This is a genomic window from Ulvibacterium sp., from assembly GCF_965248315.1.
Taxonomy (GTDB): domain Bacteria; phylum Bacteroidota; class Bacteroidia; order Flavobacteriales; family Flavobacteriaceae; genus Ulvibacterium.
Genome location: NZ_CBDFIX010000002.1, coordinates 2720359 through 2738425 on the forward strand (window position 1 = coordinate 2720359; position 18067 = coordinate 2738425).

Below are 18067 nucleotides of genomic sequence, written 5' to 3' on the forward strand. Positions count from 1 at the left end.
GACGCTAAGCTAGTTTTTCGTTAATGATGGTGCGAACAATATCCACGGCCACCGTATTATAGGTGTTATTGGGTATAATAATATCTGCATATTCCTTTGTGGGTTCTATAAACTGATCGTGCATCGGTTTTATGGTAGTCTGATAATTGTTCAAGGTCTCGTTAAGGTCCCATCCCCGTTCGTTAACGTCCCGCTTCAACCTGCGGATCAACCTTTCGTCGGAATCGGCATGTACAAAAATCTTTATATCGAACATCTCTCGTATCAATGCATTTGTCAATATTAAAATGCCCTCTACAATGAGCACCTCACTGGGGTTTACCGTTACCGTATCCTTTGTTCTGTTGCATTCCAAGAAAGAGTATACGGGCTGCTCAATGGAATGTCCTGCACTTAATAACTGAAGATGTTCCTCCAATAGCTCGAAATCTATGGATTGCGGGTGGTCAAAATTAGTTTTCTTCCTTTCTTCGATATCCAAATGTGAAAGGTCTCGATAATAGGAGTCCTGGGAAATTATACCCACTTCTCCCGGAGGAAGTTCATCAACTATTTGATTTACCACCGTAGTCTTACCACAGCCGGTACCCCCAGCAATTCCAATAATCAACATACGCTTTGGTTTTAATCCAAAAATACGGATTTGACGCTAAAGCAACTATTCCACATGGTCTTTTACAGGTACAAGATTAGTACCTTCTTTTGTATAAAAACATGATAAATTTCATATTCCCAAGTGTTTTTTCAAGATACTTTTGTGCTAGAATGTTAAGTGCCGACTGGGCGTTATGGGAATCCAATGGGAATTATTGATAGCTGGGAAAGAAAAAAAAGAATTGGTTAACTTAAGAATTTTTGATTTGAAACATAAATTAACGGAAAATTAAACTTTAAATGACCATGCCTATGGACAATGTATTTAAGGTAACGGTAAACGAGAATCTTACGTTTGACCTAACCGATGGGGATATCCAAAAAGTAGATGCCCTACGTACCACTGGGACCCAGTATCATATTCTTCAGGGGAACAAACCTTTTTCAGTCGAAATTGTAAACTCCGACTTCAATCAAAAAACATATGAAATAAAAGTGAACAACAATTCATATGCTGTCAACATAGCTGATGCATTGGATCTTTTGATCAATGACATGGGGTTTTCCTTATCGTCTGCCAAGGATATCGGTTCTATTGAGGCACCTATGCCCGGTTTAATCTTGGAAATAAGTGTAAAGGAAGGTCAGGAAGTAAATGAGGACGACCAGCTTTTAATTTTGGAAGCAATGAAAATGGAGAATGTGATTACCTCTCCTAGGAACGGTGTAATCAAATCCATAGGGGTTAAACAAGGAGATGCGGTAGAGAAGAAACATTTACTTATTGAATTTGAATGATATGAAAAAAATATTAGTAGCAAATAGAGGAGAGATTGCGATTAGGGTCATGAAAACGGCCCAGAAAATGGGTATCAAGACCGTGGCCGTTTATTCCGTAGTGGACCGCAACGCGCCTCATGTCCGGTTTGCCGATGAGGCCGTCTGTATTGGGGAAGCACCTTCTAATCAGTCTTATCTCAGAGGCGACAAGATTATCGAGGTGGCAAAAAGTTTGGGTGTAGATGGTATTCATCCCGGGTATGGATTTTTGAGTGAAAATGCTGATTTTGCCGAGGCTGTAGAGAAGAACAATCTTGTTTTCATTGGCCCCAAATCCAAGGCCATTCGGGTTATGGGAAGCAAGTTGGCCGCCAAAGAAGCGGTAAAGCAGTATAATATTCCCATGGTCCCAGGTATAGACGAGGCTATTACCGATGTACAAAAGGCCAAGGAAATTGCAAAGGAAATCGGTTTTCCTATTTTAATTAAGGCATCCGCCGGGGGAGGCGGAAAAGGTATGCGTATTGTAGAAAAGGAAAAAGACTTGGAATCGCAGATGAACCGGGCCATTAGTGAAGCCACTTCAGCTTTTGGGGACGGTTCCGTATTTATTGAAAAATATGTAACCTCTCCTAGACACGTGGAAATTCAAGTGATGGCGGACAGCCATGGCAATATTCTACATTTCTTTGAAAGGGAATGTAGTATACAGCGTAGGCATCAGAAAGTGGTAGAGGAAGCTCCTTCATCCATCTTAACTCCAGAACTACGGGCAGAAATGGGAGATGCTGCCGTTAAGGTAGCCAAAGCATGTGATTATCTGGGTGCCGGGACCGTTGAATTCCTCATGGACGCCGATCACAACTTTTACTTTCTGGAAATGAATACACGGCTACAGGTAGAGCATCCCGTAAGTGAAATTATTGCAGGTGTGGATTTGGTAGAGTTGCAGATCAATATTGCCCGGGGCGAAGCGCTTCAAATAAAACAAGAAGACCTAAAGATACATGGACATGCCTTGGAACTTAGGGTATATGCCGAAGACCCATTAAACGACTTCTTGCCTAGCGTAGGTACCTTGGAAACCTATAAATTACCTACGGGAGAAGGAGTTCGCGTGGATAATGGTTTTGAGGAAGGAATGGATGTTCCCATTTATTATGATCCTATGCTTTCCAAATTGATAACCTATGGCAAAAATCGAGAAGAGGCCATTCAGCTTATGATCAAAGCCATTGAAGACTACCATATTGAAGGCGTCCAGACCACTTTACCTTTCGGGAAATATGTTTGTGAACATGAAGCCTTCCGCTCAGGAAACTTCGATACACACTTTGTAAAGAACTACTATTCGCCAGAGGCATTGAAAGAAAGTACTGAGGAAGAGGCCAAGATCGCCGCGATCATGGCATTGAAACAGTACAAGGAAGATCAAAAACTACTAAGAACACCAATAAACTAGAATATGGATCCAAAATTGGAAAAGTTGCAAGAAAGAGTGGCCCTCGCACATTTAGGTGGTGGTCAAAAACGGATAGATAAACAACACCAAAAGAAAAAGCTTACCGCAAGGGAGCGGATAAACTATCTATTGGACGAAGGGTCGTTCGAGGAGACTGGGGTTTTGGTAACACACCGTACCACAGATTTCGGAATGGACAAGGAGATTTATTTTGGCGATGGGGTAGTTACTGGATATGGAACCATTAATGGACGATTGGTGTACGTTTATGCTCAGGATTTTACTGTTTTCGGCGGAGCTTTGTCCGAGACCCACGCTGAAAAAATATGCAAGGTAATGGACCTGGCCATGAAAGTAGGGGCTCCCGTTATAGGACTTAATGATTCCGGTGGGGCCCGGATTCAGGAAGGTGTAAAATCCTTAGGCGGATATGCGGATATTTTCTTTAGGAATGTGCAAGCTTCAGGGGTGGTACCACAGATTTCCGCAATTATGGGTCCCTGTGCTGGAGGTGCTGTATATTCACCGGCCATGACAGACTTTACGATTATGGTAGAACAGACAAGTTATATGTTTGTTACCGGGCCCAATGTGGTAAAAACGGTGACAAACGAAGAGGTGACCGCAGAGGAACTCGGAGGGGCTACCACCCATGCCATGAAATCCGGAGTGGCCCATAAGACCTCCACTAATGATGTGGCCTGTTTGGAGGATGTTAAGAAGTTGTTGAGCTATTTACCACAAAGCAATAAGGAAACTCCGGAAAAATTACCGTTCCATTTGAAGGATGAAGTTCGTGATGTGCTCACGGACATTATTCCGGACAATCCCAACAAACCTTATGACATGCACGATGTGATCAATGGTATTATCGACGAGGATTCGTTCTATGAAATCCATAAGGATTACGCGGAGAACATCATTGTAGGTTTTGCCAGATTGGGTGGTCGTAGTATCGGAATCATCGCGAATCAGCCGATGTTCCTTGCCGGTGTTCTAGGCGTTAAGAGTTCTCGAAAGGCATCGCGTTTTGTTCGCTTCTGCGACTCTTTCAATATTCCGATGTTGGTGTTGGAAGATGTTCCGGGATTCTTACCGGGAACCGATCAGGAATGGAACGGGATTATTGTCCATGGAGCAAAATTGCTCTACGCCTTTAGCGAGGCCACTGTACCGAGGGTTACGGTTATAACCCGAAAGGCATATGGCGGAGCCTATGACGTAATGAACTCCAAGCATATAGGAGCCGATTTCAACTATGCCTGGCCTACCGCCGAAATTGCGGTAATGGGTGCCAAGGGTGCCAGTGAGATTATTTTTAGAAGGGAAATCATGGCCGCGGATGATCCTGCCAAAAAATTGGCGGAGAAAGAAGCGGAATATGCGGATAAGTTTGCTAACCCTTATAGGGCGGCCAGACGAGGCTTTATCGATGAGGTTATCCTTCCCAAAAATACTCGACGAAAATTGATAAAAACCTTTGCAATGTTAGAAAAAAAGGTTGTGGAATCACCTAAGAAAAAACATGGGAATATTCCCTTGTAATCATGGTTTATTTCGAGATTTGAGGCCCCGGAGGTAATAAACCTTCGGGGCCTTTTTTCAATTTAACAGAAAATTCAAATGCTTTTTAAGCTTCAATAAAAGGCATATACCTACTTTTGCCCAATGCAAAATAAACCCGAAAAACCTGATTTTGAGTTTTTGGTCCTAATGGCTTCTTTGATGTCCATTGTGGCCTTGGCCATCGATGCGTTGTTACCGGCTATTTCGGAAATTGGAGAGTCCATTAAGAGCTTTAATGCGACGGACAACCAGTTGCTCATCACCATGATATTTTTAGGCCTGGGGGTTGGTCAATTGTTTTTTGGTCCATTGTCGGATTGTTATGGTCGTAAGCCTGTAGTTTATATCGGTTTTACCCTCTTCGCCATTGCGAGTGTGGTCTGCGTTATGGCTCCTTCGTTGGAAATTATGGTTTTGGGTCGAATCTTGCAAGGTGTTGGACTTTCAGCACCTAGAACAATCGCTATATCCATTATCCGTGACACCTATAAAGGGGATTATATGGCAAGGGTGATGTCCTTTGTCACCGCCTTTTTTATTTTAGTGCCCATAGTAGCACCGGCCATTGGAAAGTGGATACTGGATGCGTTTGGGTGGGAAGCTATCTTCTATATACAGCTGTTTTTCGCGCTGGTTGTAGCCATATGGTTTTGGAAACGTCAACCGGAAACTCTAAAACCGGAATATAAAATCCCTTTCTCCAATCATGTTTTTGTTGATGGCTTAAGGGAGTTTTTAAAATTTCGGGAAACCATTGCCTTTACGTTTACTTCAGGTTTGGTTACCGGTGCGTTTTTGGTATACCTAAGTGCGTCCCAACAAATATTTGAGTCACAATATGGCCTAAAGGATGCCTTTCCTTATATTTTTGCCGGTTTGGCCATTTCCATAGGTTTGGCTACATTCCTAAACGGGGCCTTGGTGGTTCGATTCGGCATGCGAAAATTAGCACTTATGGCCCTTATGGCATTTTGTGCAATTGCCCTGCTTTATGTCTTTATTTTTTGGAACAAACCAAATCCAGGAGTTTTCGTCCTGGTCGCTTTTTTATCCTTTCAATTTTTCTGTTTAGGATTTTTATGGGGGAATTTCCGTTCCATAGCCATGGAACCGGTTGGACATATTGCTGGAATAGCTGCAGCAATCAATGGTTTTGTTTCAACACTCTTGGCCATACCTATTGCCACCTATATAGGCGGCTTTGTTGTGGATTCGGTTTGGCCGCTATTCGCAGGTTTGGGAATTTGTGGATTGGTCTCACTTGGGATTATGCTTTGGGTACGAAAACCCCGGGGCATAGTTGCCCGGGGATTGAGCCGATGAACCTACACTTGGTTATCCGTCTGAACACCCGCCTGAATGACTTTGTCGGGCAGGCAGTCGAAGATATTTCATCTTGTGTTCCTAGTCGTTTATGGCTTTTTGATCAAAGCACATTCTCCATAATCTCGTCCACTACCTCAGGATTCAAAAGTGTACTGGTATCTCCCAAATTAGAGGTCTCCTTGCTGGCTATCTTGCGCAGTATTCGCCGCATAATTTTACCACTTCGCGTTTTGGGAAGGCCGGATACAAATTGAATTTTATCCAGTTTTGCAATAGGACCAATCTGTTCCGTAATCTGTTGATTGATTTCCTTACGTACATTGTCCTTGTCTCTACTTTCCCCGGTCTCTTTAAGCATTACATATCCATAGAGGGCGTTCCCTTTTACATCATGGGGGAAGCCCACAATTGCAGATTCTGCCACCGCTGGGTGTTCGTTAATGGAATCTTCTATGGGGGCTGTTCCCAAGTTATGGCCCGAAACAATGATAACATCATCTACCCGACCGGTGATACGATAATACCCCACAGCGTCCCTATGGGCACCATCGCCCGTAAAGTATTTGTTTTCATAAGCAGAAAAATAGGTATCCCGATAGCGGTCATGATTTCCCCAAATGGTACGGGCCATGGAAGGCCATGGGAATTTGATACACAGCCTACCATCAACCTGATTGCCCTGGATTTCTTTCCCCTCCTCATCCATTAATGCGGGTTGTATCCCTATGAAAGGTAGTGTTGCATATGTGGGGGTAGTGGGCGTAACATATGGAATGGGAGAAATCATGATTCCTCCGGTTTCCGTTTGCCACCAGGTATCCACGATGGGACTATGTTTTTTGCCCACATTGTTGTTATACCAGTGCCAAGCTTCCTCGTTAATGGGTTCACCAACGGAACCCAATACTTTTAGACTACTTAAGTCGTATTTTTCCACGAAGTCCAGATTTTCCTTGGCCAAGGCTCTTATGGCCGTTGGTGCGGTATAAAACTGGTTCACTTTGTGTTTTTGTACAATTTCCCAAAAGCGGCCAAAATCCGGGTAGGAGGGAACCCCCTCAAACATAACCGTAGTAGCACCATTGGCCAAGGGCCCATAAAGAATGTAGGAGTGACCGGTAATCCATCCAATATCCGCCGTGCACCAGAATACATCGTCCTCTTTGTATTGAAAGATATTTTTAAAGGTATACGCGGTATATACCATATAACCACCACAGGTGTGTACCATTCCTTTGGGTTTTCCAGTGGAGCCGGAAGTATAAAGGATAAACAAAGGGTCTTCCGCATCCATAATTTCGGCTACCAAATCGCCATAGGCTTCATCCAAAAGGGGTTGTATCCAATAATCCCGATTTTTTTTCATAGGAATTTCACTCTCTATCCGCTTCACCACCAAAACCGTTTCTACACTTGGGCAATCCTCCAAAGCCTTATCCACAATACCCTTTAGATCTATCGTCTTGGCCCCGCGGTAAGAACCATCCGAAGTAATGACCATTTTACAATCCGAGTCGTTGATTCTGGTGGAAAGGGCGTTGGCCGAGAATCCGGCAAATACTACGGAATGAATTGCGCCAATGCGCGCGCAGGCCAGGAGCGCTATGGCCAATTCTGGTATCATAGGGAGATAAATACAGACTCGATCTCCTTTTTGAATACCCTTTTCCTTGAGTACATAGGCCATTTTACTGACCCTTTTGTGCAGTTGCCGATAGGTTATATGTTCGGCTTCTTCATTAGGATCGTTAGGTTCAAAAAGGATAGCGGTCTTGTCACCTCGCGTTGGCAAATGTCTATCGATACAGTTTTCCGTAATGTTCAATTTGGCGCCATCAAACCATTTAACCTCGGGCTTTTTAAAATCCCAATGCAATACATTGTCCCATTTTTTTCGCCACACAAAATGTTCTTCTGCAATCTCTTCCCAAAACCCTTCTGGGTTACGTGTGGATTTTCGATATACTTGATAATATTCCTCTAAATGCTTAATGTGATAATTGCTCATGCGTACTTTAGATTTCTTTTAAAAATAACAAAATTTAGTGACTGGAAGCTTCTCCGGCACCACTAGGTATCCTAATATCCTCAACAATTTCTTGGACCTCCTGTGGGGGTTCGGGTGTAAACTTATTGATAACTATAGAGACGATAAAGTTGACCACCATGGCCACACTTCCAAAACCTTCCGGAGAAATGCCGAACCACCAATCTTTTTCAAGACCGGGTACTGCAGCTTTTCCCCCGTCAAAAATCCCAAACTTGAATTTGAGCATATAGAACAACATTAAGGAAATACCGACCACCATACCTGCGATTGCACCTTCTTTATTCATCTTTTTATAAAATATGCCCAAAACAATGGCAGGGAAGAAAGAGGCGGCTGCCAGCCCAAAGGCCAAGGCCACTACGGCGGCAACAAATCCGGGTGGATTAATACCAAAATAACCGGCGATTACCACAGCAATCGTTGCGGCGCCACGGGCGGCCCAAAGCTCCCCTTTATCCGAGATATTAGGGAGAAACACTTTTTTAATCAGATCATGGGAAACAGAGGATGAAATCACCAAAAGCAGTCCAGCTGCCGTAGAAAGTGCCGCTGCCAAACCTCCGGCTGCAACAAGGGCGATTACCCAAGCGGGGAGATCTGCTATTTCCGGATTGGCCAATACCATAATATCGTTGTCAATGACCAATTCGTTGATTTCTTTATCGGCAACATACTGAATTCTTCCATCCTGGTTTTTATCGTTGAACGTCAATAATCCCGTTCCTTCCCAATTCTTGAACCAAACCGGCATGTTCTGGTACGCTTCCTCATTCACCGTATTTATAAGGTTGGTTTTGGCGAATACCGATACGGCGGGAGCAGTAGTATATAGGATTGCAATAAGAAGTAATGCCAATCCCGCGGATTTTCGTGCATCCTTTACGCGTTTTACAGTGAAGAAGCGTACAATAACATGGGGAAGCCCGGCAGTGCCTACCATCAAAGCCAGTGTGATCATAAACACATCAGTAATTGATTTTTTACCTTCAGTATATTCAGCAAACCCTAATTCCGTGGAGAGTCCATTCAATTTTTCCAAGAGATATAGTCCGGAGCCATCATTCAATTTAGATCCCATACCCAATTGGGGAATGGGGTTTCCCGTCATTTGAATGGAAATAAAAATGGCAGGCACCATAAAGGCAAAAATTAGTACGCAATATTGCGCGACTTGGGTATAGGTAATGCCCTTCATTCCACCTAAAACGGCATAAAAGAGTACAATCACCATACCTATAACCACTCCCGTATTGATATCCACTTCCAAAAAACGGGAAAAGACAACACCTACACCTCGCATTTGTCCCGCCACATACGTAAAGGAGACGATAAGGGCGCAAATAACCGCCACGATACGGGCGGTCTTTGAATAGTATCGATCTCCAATAAAGTCGGGGACGGTGAATTTTCCAAACTTCCGTAAATATGGAGCTAGCAGCAACGCAAGAAGTACGTAACCGCCTGTCCATCCCATAAGGTAAACCGAGCCGTCATACCCTGCAAAGGCAATAATCCCGGCCATGGAAATGAAAGATGCCGCGGACATCCAATCCGCTGCGGTGGCCATTCCGTTCGCAAGAGGGGATACTCCGCCCCCGGCAACATAAAAATCCTTGGTAGATCCCGCCCGGGACCAAATGGCAATACCAATATACAAGGCAAATGTGATTCCCACTAAAACATACGTCCATACTTGAACACTCATAATTTTTAAAGTTTAGGTTGGTTAGGATCAGGTATCGTATCCGTATTTTTTATCCAATTTATTCATCAATCGTACATAGACGAAAATGAGGATGACAAAGATGTAAATGGATCCTTGCTGTGCGAACCAAAAACCGAGTTTAAATCCTCCGATTTGAATGTTATCGAGCACATCTTTAAATAAAATTCCTGCGCCATAGGAAACCAGAAACCAAATGGACAGTAGAATAAAGAGATATTTTACATTTTCTTTCCAATAAGCTGAAGCCTTTTGCTGTTTTTTGGTCATAGTCAATTCTATTTAATATGGCGCATCAATATAAGAATTTGCGAATAAATTCATGAGTCTATTTGGTTTGTATGTTTCATATGCTAACAAGGTAGGTAAACTACACCGCTTGAAGAGTCCTGTATGGCTCCAGTAACCGAACCCAATACATTCGTTTCGTTTCTTAATCGCAACACACCCATCAACGCAAATACCAGGGCTTCCTTGAACTCTACCAGTTTTTTTGAAGGTATAACTACTTCGATGTCATTGCCCAACTGAGCTTGCAATTCTTCAATAAAAAAGGTATTTAGGGCACCGCCTCCGGTTACAAAAAGGGTATTGTCTTTTTTGGTTTTATTCAAATGAATCTGGTTTGCAATTTGATGGCAGTTATGATGAATGGCCGTGTGCAAAAGATTTTCAATACTATCTTCAGTTGCATCCACTATAGGGACAATTTTTTCTATAAACCATTCATAACCCGTAGATTTAGGATGTGGTAGCCCATAGTACTCCAACGCATTAAGCTCTTGGAGCATCTTAGGGTTTAATGCGCCTTTACGTGCCAGTTCCCCTCCGGCATCATAATTCAATCCAATTTTCTGTGTAATGTGGTTTAAAACCATGTTTGCCTGGCCGATATCATAAGCTATGCGCTTTCCATTTTTTTCAAAGGAGACATTGCTGATACCCCCCAAGTTCAGGCAAAAGTCATATTGCCCAAAAAAAAGCCGGTCGCCAATTGGAACAAGGGGAGCTCCCTGACCGCCAATGGACACATCATTGGTCCTAAAATCGCAAATCACCTGATGGCCACAGGCATTGGCCAAATGTTGCCCAGAGCCAATTTGAAAGGTAAGTTCCATTTCTGGTTTATGATGGGTAGTGTGTCCATGACTGGCAATTGCATCAACATCCAGATTAAACTCATTGATAAAAGATTGGGCCTGTTCTCCCAACCAAGTGCCATACGCATTGTGTAATACCAAGAGTTCCTCAGCTGAAAGATGAATGGAATCCTTTAGTTTGGATTTCATTTCCACGGTATAGGAAATACTTTGGGTTTCCCTGACTTCAAATTTCCAATGGCCTCCTTGTTCATACATATGGCAAAAGGCCAAGTCAAGTCCGTCCAATGAGGTTCCGGACATGAGACCTATGATCCTGTACATCGTATTTTTCATTTCTGAAGTGTTAAAATCATGGATATTGGTTTTTTGTTTTGATCGGTTACCTCGGTCAGTCCAATAACTTTCATCCCGCACTTATTAATGACCAGCATCCAATCTTCCAGTGTACGGGCGTACCAGGCGTGTCCATTTGTAAAATTACCTGGAAGCCCTTCCCACGCATTCTCTATCCACTGGCTTTTATATTCCAACCCTTGTTGAAGCAAATAAAAAGGGTGCAGAGTTTGTATGACCATCTTTCCACTTTCCTCCAATATTTTCCTTGATTGACTTAAAAGAGGGACCAATCCGTCTTTCCCATACAGACAAAAATTAAAAATAAGGACATCAAAAGGCATTTCCGGAACTGGTTTTTTGGCTATGATTTCTTCATAACTCATACAATGATAAGTGCCTGGGCCCTTCTTGCGGGCATTTTCCAATAATGCCGGTATGGCGTCTATTCCAATTGCGGTTTTGCCCATTCCTGAAATCTCCCTGGTCAACCATCCTTCACCACAACCCACATCCAAAAATTTCGACGCATTAATGTTACGGAGAGTTTGGACAATAGCTTGGTTGGTAAATCTGCGCGACTGAATTTTTGATTCGTCAATAACCCTTATCCATTCTTCTGCATTTTCATTCCAGGATATTATGACTCCTTTATTTTTACCCATATACCAAAATCACTTTTTAACGGATATGGGGAGTTTCCCCTTTGCTTTGATTTTGCTCAGAAAATGTTCCGCAGCCACGTTCTGAAACAACTCAAAATCTTGATAAACCATTACTACGGCACTTGCATTTTCGTAGTCTATATGATTTAAAACATATGGATTGCCAAATAAATACAGTACAGTGTTTTTTGTGGTTATTAGCCTGTTTACGATTTGAAGTTCTTTCTCCGTAAACCCGAATTTGTTAACAGGCTTAATTTGAGGCGGAAACAGGGCCAAAAGGATATTCTTTTCGGTTTCCATAAATTCCGAACTGTCCATCCAGTCGGCTTTGGAGAAAGTTCGGGAATCAAATGGTTTACTTTTATGAATAGTCTTAAAAAATGAATTATCCGTCGAACGGGATATTCCAATACCCAAAAAACTTTCCTTCTTGAATTTTGATATTTTAGTTCTTGTTCCTTTGAAAAGAGTCAGGCTTTGCTTGGCTAATTTTATGTTGAGTTCATTGCTGTCTTCAAGTTCTGAATTTGAACCCATTTCTTGGACTGCGAAAACCTTCTTTTTAAGCTCCCAGATACGTTCAAAACTTTCTTCAATTTGATGGGGAGCAGCATTTTTCAGGATGGTTTCGATTCCCTCTTTGGGATGTTCGGCAAAACAAAGGACGTCATTGCCGGCATCGAAGGCTAACCACTCCAATTCTCCTTTTTTAGTATAGTTTTTGGAAACGGCATGCATATTCAACGCATCCGAAATAATAATACCATCAAATCCCATTTCTTCCCGAAGCAATCCTTTAATGATGTCTTTGGATATGCTTGACGAAATGCGTTTGCCATTTGCCAAAGCCGGAATGGATAGGTGACCCACCATCACCGAATCAACTCCTTCATCAATTAATTTTTGAAAGGGATATAATTCATTTTCAAGAAGTTCTTGCTTCGACTTGTCGATTAATGGCAGTCCCAAATGGGAATCAACAGCAGTATCCCCATGGCCTGGAAAATGTTTTATACTGGTCAGCACACCCTCACTCTGTGAGCCTTTTATAAAAGCAAGAGCCTTTTGTAGGACCGAATCCTTGTTTTCCCCAAACGAACGATACCCAATTACCGGATTGTCCGGATTGTTGTTTATGTCCGTTACAGGGGCCAAATTCCAGTGAATGCCCGCTGCCTTACAGTCCTGAGCTATATTTCGCCCGACTTCATATATGAGATCGTTATTATCCTGAATGGCGCCAAGGGTAATGGCATAGGGGTATTGTGGAGTATCCTCGATTCGCATGGCAAGCCCCCATTCGGCGTCGATAGCAATAAGCAAGGGATATTTTGCTATCTTTTGATACCGATCAATAAGCCCCTTCAGGGTGTCAAAGCTACGTTTGTTGTAGATTACTTCCTTTTTGCCTTCGTAATTGGTAGCTGCGCTGGCCCGGCTGTGGAAAAAACAAAGTCCACCGATAGCATGCTCTTTAATCAGCTTTTCCAATTTTTGAATTTCGACTTCCGAATCGTTGATGAAAGCCGCAGGCATAAACAACTGAGCGATTTTTTCGGCCTGTGAGAGTGGAGTGGAACCCCATTTTTGGATACTTGTCTTACTCATTTCCGGCCGTTTTTTTGCCATAGTCAGCAGGGTATTTGATATAGCGTAATAGAAATAATGCGGGCAATGCAGCGAGGACCACCCAGATAAAGAACCCACCATACCCTAACCAACTCTGCATGTAGCCACTAAGCATTCCTGGAAGCATCATTCCCAATGCCATAAATCCCGTGGCGATGGCATAATGGGAAGTCTTGGATTTTCCTTCGGCTATATAGATGAGATACATGAGGAAGGCTGCAAAACCAAATCCATAACCAAATTTCTCAAACACCACAGTGGCCGTTACGGCAACAATATGATCGGTTTGGGTCAGGGCCAAAATGGCGTACAGTATATTTGGAACGTTTAACGAAAGTACCATGGGAAGCATCCATTTTTTTAAGCCATCCCGTGAAATAAGGATTCCGCCTAAAATTCCACCTATGGAAAGCATTATTACGCCAACCGTTCCGAAAATGGTACCCAGTAACTCGGTTGAATATCCCAGACCTCCCTTTTCCGGAGGGTCCAGTAAGAAGGGAGCGGCCATTTTTACTAATTGTGACTCTCCTAATCGATAGGTGAGTATAAAAGCCAAAGCAATGCCGATATTCGGTTTTTTAAAAAAAGATATGAATACTTCCAAAAACCCTTTGGGTTTATCAAGGGTTATGGAAGAAGAGGATTCATATTTAGGAGTAACAAAAAAATTGGAAGCGGTCAGTGCCAGCATTAAGAAAGCAGTTGCTGTCATGGTAATGCTCCATGCCTTGGTATTGTCTCCATAATGGTTTTCCAAAAAACCGGCCAGAATCACTATAAGTCCTTCGCCAGTAACCATGGCCAGCCGATAAAAAGTACTACGTATACCTACAAAAAAGGACTGTTTTTTTTCGCTAAGTCCAATCATATAATAACCGTCCGAGGCAATATCATTGGTGGCCGAGGCAAAGGCCGCCATCCAAAAACAGGCTAAGGTGGTTACAAAGAACAAATTGGTCGGTAAACTGAGGCCTACACCAAAAAGGGCCAATGCGATGACCAATTGCATGGCCAAAAACCAATTCCGTTTGGTACTCTTTAGATCAACAAACGGGCTCCACAAAGGCTTTAGCACCCAGGGTAAATACAACAAACTGGTATACAGACCAATATCATCATTGCTAATGCCCAGTTTCTTATACATGATTACTGATACCGTTACCACAATGACATAGGGAAGGCCTTGAGTGAAGTATAAAAAGGGCACCCAGGCCCAGGCCCTTTTATCTTTTTGAATCATATGGGTCAGTTTGGTTTAAATGTATGACAATCGGTTCGCTTTCCCTACCAAATTTATCAAGAAAGGTGAGTGCGATGTGCTTTCTGCCTTGTACCAGTTTCTTTCCGATTTCTATTTGATCTTTAGTGCCTAGATAAATCTTGGCCAACAACTTTTTTATCGGATAATCCGATTTTACTTTTTTTCCAGATGCATAACACAAAGCATATGGATATACTTCAGGGTTATTTAAGCGTATCCGTATGACATCCTTCTCATTATGAACAGAAACCATATTTACTTCATCCGGGGGAGTACTATCTGCCCATGGTGAAATTGGAGTAAGTGCATCCAAGTTATAATATTTCTTTTTGAGATATTCTACTACGTCAGAGTTATTTTGCATCAGGCTTTTAGCACTGAAAAACACGTTTCCTTCAACAGCCTCATTTATACGTGCCAATTTCAACTGATCGGGTAGTTCTTTCTTTCGATCCCAAGAGGAATCACTATTATTTCGGATTTTGTATGCTCCATTTCCGATGTAGAGATTTGTATTTCTGGTATTATGGGACCACCAATCTACGATCTTGTGATGTGATGCTACCGGAAGATTCATGCTCCAATACACCTGGGGGACCAAATAGTCTAGCCAACCTTTTTCCATCCAAAGTAATGGATCCGCGTATAAATCTTCATAAGTGGTTTGTCCCGCCTTGGTATCCGAGCCTTTAGGGTCGGTCGAATTGTTTTTCCATACCCCAAAAGGACTTATACCAAATTGCACCCAAGGCTTTTTGGATTTTATGGACCGGTGAACATTTTTAACGAGGGAATCTACATTACTTCGTCGCCAATCTTCCAGTGATTGGTTGGCAAGGTGATTGGAGGCATATGAAAGTGAATCGTCAAAAACTTCATCTTTAACTTTGTAGGGATAAAAATAATCGTCAAAATGGATTGCATCAATTTCGTAGTTTGTGATTAGTTCTTCCATAATAGACACCAAATGTTTGCGTACTTGCGGCAAACCTGGATCATAATAAAACTTTTTGCCATACCCAATCATCCATTCTGGATGCAAATAATAGTCATGAATGGGACTCAGGATTTCAGTATTAAGATCAAAAGTGGCACGGTATGGGTTGAGCCAAGCGTGAAACTCCATTCCCCGTTTATGGGTTTCGTCTATCATCCATTCCAATACATCAATGCCGGGGGCTTTGCCCTCCTGGCCTGTTAAAAAACGAGACCAGGGCGCGTGCTCTGAATCATAAAAGGCATCACCGGCTGCCCTAATTTGTACAATTGCGGCATTGAAGGACATATTCTGGTAAAATTCCAAAATGTCCAAGTAGTCTGCCTTTTGTTTTTCCAAGGAATCCTTACCGCTTTTGGGCCAGTCTATATTGACCACGGTTGCGACCCAAAAACCTCGGAACTCCCTTTTAGGTTGAGGGATGGGTTTGAAGATACTACAGGAGGTCGCCAATACTAGAATTAGAAGAAAATATGGTTTTCCTGGCATTATGGTTTTTCGAAAGATTTAGTAAACGAAATTGTCATTCCGAATATAGTCGGGAATTTTTACACATGGCTAAACACGTAAAAGAATCCCTCTTTACCCGGAATGACAAAAAACAATTTTAGGCTTAACGCCTAGAGGCCCTATTCTAACTTATATCGGACAAAGGCCTCCATGGCTGCATAATCCGCTAGACCCAAGGCATTATATTTTGCAGCGGTATCTTTATTGCGCTCTTCCGCACGCATCCAAAACTCTCTGGAGTCCTCGCCTTGGAACATAACACCATCCTTCTGCGATTGATGACAAAATATGGCGTTACGTTTCCGGAGCACTTGATCAGGACTCAGAGGAACGGCCATTTCAATTTGGTCCACATCCCATTCATGCCAAGCACCCCGATACAGCCATAACCAGCAATTCTCCATGAAAGACTCTGATTTTAGTCTTGCCATAGCCTCGAAAACCGCATCCAAACAGACTTTATGAGTACCGTGTGGGTCGGCCAAGTCCCCTGCCGCATACATCTGGTGCGGCTCCACAGTCTTAATGATATCCATCATAATTTTAATATCCTCTTCGGATAAACTATTTTTTTTGATGGTTCCCGTCTCATAGAACGGTAAATCTAAAAAATGGACATTCGAGTCCTCCAAGCCTAAATAACGCGTAGCAGCATAGGATTCGCCCCTTCTGATATTACCTTTCAATTTTCTCACCTCCAAAGAGTCGATGCTACTTTCTTTTTTGGACTTGATGGTGTCGATAATGGTCTGTGCCTCATGGGAGGGTGATATTCTTTTGGAAATCTCGGCATATCGTAAGGCATCCTTGTCAGAAACTGCAATGTTGCCGGAGGTCTGGTACGCTACATGTACCTCATGGCCTTGGTCAACCAATCGATCAAAGGTCCCACCCATGGAAATAACATCGTCATCGGGGTGCGGACTAAAGATGATGACCCTTTTTTTAGCCGGCTTGGCCCGCTCTGGCCTTTTGGTATCATCAGCATCAGGTTTGCCCCCTGGCCATCCGGTAATAGTATGTTGAAGCCGGTTGAACATGCGTATGTTTAGGTCATAGGAGTCCTCTTGGGCCAATAGGCCAGACATGCCGTTATCATTGTAGTCCTTATCCGTAAGGTGAAGGATTGACTTGTCTACAGTACTACACAACCAGACTACGGCCTTGGCGGTGAGGTCATCTGTCCAATCCAGTGACTCATCCACTAGCCAAGGTGTCTTATTCCTAGTGAGCTCGCTACCCGCAGCTTTATCCAAAACAAACGTGCAGTTCTCGTGTTCTTGTAAATAGGTTGCCGGAACTTGAGGAGATATTTCTCCTTCAATGGTTTTTTTTATAATACCAGCTTTGTTTTGACCCCATGCCAAGAGCACAATTCTTCGTGCGCTTCTAACAGTGGCAATTCCCATGGTAATGGCCTTACGTGGTACATTATCGATACCCAGAAATGCGGGAGCCGCATCGACACGTGTAATATGGTCTAGTGTAATTACTCGGGTCCCGGAATTATAGTGTGACCCCGGTTCGTTAAAACCTACATGACCTGTTCTACCAATGCCGAGCAATTGAAAATCGATGCCTCCGGCCTCTCTTATTTTCTGTTCATAGGCCAAACAATATTCCTTGGTTCTTTCGGAGGATATCATTCCATCAGGAATGTTGATGTTCTCGGGCAATATGTCTATATGGTCAAACAGTTGTTCGTGCATGAAATGGAAATAGCTCTGCCTATTTTCCTTATCCATCGGCAAATACTCGTCCAAATTAAAGGTAATCACGTTTTTAAAGCTTAAGCCTTCTTCTCGATGCATCCGGACCAGTTCATCATAAACGCGGATTGGGGAAGACCCCGTTGCGAGTCCTAAGACACAGGCTTTTCCTTTAGATTGTTTTTTCCGGATCAACTCGGCAATTTCCTCCGCTACCTTTACGGAAGCTTCGTCGGAGCTTTCAAAAATCACATTATGAATCTTTTCAAAACGTGTTTCCTCGAACTGACCCGCTGGTTTATAGGTTATGTTCTTTTTTTTGACTTCTATCATGGTAGTAATTAATTTTTTAA

At 42.8% G+C, this 18067-nt stretch carries 14 protein-coding genes; 4 read left to right on the top strand and 10 right to left on the bottom strand.

The features are described 5' to 3' along the window. Window positions 1–4 precede the first annotated feature (4 nt). Window positions 5–613, bottom strand: a complete 609-nt coding sequence (udk, locus tag ACP2AF_RS13410; RefSeq protein ID WP_425236659.1) for a uridine kinase — start codon at window positions 611–613, stop codon at window positions 5–7. A gap of 293 nt (window positions 614–906) precedes the next feature. Between udk and ACP2AF_RS13415 the strand changes: the two genes are divergently transcribed. The 4 genes from ACP2AF_RS13415 to ACP2AF_RS13430 all read left to right on the top strand — a co-directional run bounded on the left by ACP2AF_RS13415 (window position 907) and on the right by ACP2AF_RS13430 (window position 5725). After that, window positions 907–1392 carry an acetyl-CoA carboxylase biotin carboxyl carrier protein subunit gene (locus ACP2AF_RS13415; protein WP_425236660.1) on the top strand — a complete coding sequence of 162 codons (486 nt, stop codon included), beginning with the start codon at window positions 907–909 and terminating at the stop codon, window positions 1390–1392. A gap of 1 nt (window position 1393) precedes the next feature. Beyond that, window positions 1394–2836, top strand: a complete 1443-nt coding sequence (gene accC / locus ACP2AF_RS13420; RefSeq protein ID WP_425236661.1) for an acetyl-CoA carboxylase biotin carboxylase subunit — start codon at window positions 1394–1396, stop codon at window positions 2834–2836. A gap of 3 nt (window positions 2837–2839) precedes the next feature. Continuing rightward, window positions 2840–4381 (top strand): acyl-CoA carboxylase subunit beta, encoded by a 1542-nt coding sequence (locus ACP2AF_RS13425; RefSeq protein WP_425236662.1) that lies wholly within the window; start codon window positions 2840–2842, stop codon window positions 4379–4381. 123 nt (window positions 4382–4504) lie between these two features. Then, complete coding sequence (locus ACP2AF_RS13430; RefSeq protein WP_425236663.1) at window positions 4505–5725, top strand: multidrug effflux MFS transporter; 1221 nt, start codon at window positions 4505–4507, stop codon at window positions 5723–5725. Between the two features lie 103 nt (window positions 5726–5828). On the opposite strand, the gene acs is transcribed toward ACP2AF_RS13430, so the two are convergent. From acs to nagB, 9 genes are all read right to left on the bottom strand, one after another. Then, a complete protein-coding gene (gene acs / locus ACP2AF_RS13435; protein WP_425236664.1) occupies window positions 5829–7736 on the bottom strand; it encodes an acetate--CoA ligase in 1908 nt (635 codons plus the stop codon). 34 nt (window positions 7737–7770) lie between these two features. Then, complete coding sequence (locus ACP2AF_RS13440) at window positions 7771–9483, bottom strand: sodium:solute symporter family protein (protein WP_425236665.1); 1713 nt, start codon at window positions 9481–9483, stop codon at window positions 7771–7773. A 27-nt stretch (window positions 9484–9510) separates the two neighbouring features. Beyond that, entirely contained in the window at window positions 9511–9771 is a 261-nt protein-coding gene (locus ACP2AF_RS13445) for a DUF4212 domain-containing protein (protein ID WP_425236666.1), read from the bottom strand. Between the two features lie 83 nt (window positions 9772–9854). Further along, entirely contained in the window at window positions 9855–10937 is a 1083-nt protein-coding gene (locus tag ACP2AF_RS13450) for an anhydro-N-acetylmuramic acid kinase (protein ID WP_425236667.1), read from the bottom strand. Further along, on the bottom strand, window positions 10934–11602 hold the full coding sequence (locus ACP2AF_RS13455; protein WP_425236668.1) for a class I SAM-dependent methyltransferase: 669 nt from the start codon (window positions 11600–11602) through the stop codon (window positions 10934–10936). The genes ACP2AF_RS13450 and ACP2AF_RS13455 overlap by 4 nt, the downstream gene beginning before the upstream one ends. A 9-nt stretch (window positions 11603–11611) precedes the next feature. Continuing rightward, a complete protein-coding gene (locus tag ACP2AF_RS13460) occupies window positions 11612–13213 on the bottom strand; it encodes a glycoside hydrolase family 3 protein (RefSeq protein WP_425236669.1) in 1602 nt (533 codons plus the stop codon). Continuing rightward, window positions 13206–14477 (bottom strand): MFS transporter, encoded by a 1272-nt coding sequence (locus ACP2AF_RS13465; protein WP_425236670.1) that lies wholly within the window; start codon window positions 14475–14477, stop codon window positions 13206–13208. Before ACP2AF_RS13465 ends, ACP2AF_RS13460 begins: the two co-directional genes overlap by 8 nt. Then, a complete protein-coding gene (locus tag ACP2AF_RS13470) occupies window positions 14461–15984 on the bottom strand; it encodes a glycoside hydrolase family 10 protein (protein WP_425236671.1) in 1524 nt (507 codons plus the stop codon). The genes ACP2AF_RS13465 and ACP2AF_RS13470 overlap by 17 nt, the downstream gene beginning before the upstream one ends. A 140-nt stretch (window positions 15985–16124) precedes the next feature. Beyond that, the gene (nagB, locus tag ACP2AF_RS13475) at window positions 16125–18047 is read right to left on the bottom strand and encodes a glucosamine-6-phosphate deaminase (protein ID WP_425236672.1); all 1923 of its coding nucleotides are present in this window, start codon (window positions 18045–18047) and stop codon (window positions 16125–16127) included. Between the last annotated feature and the right edge of the window lie 20 nt (window positions 18048–18067).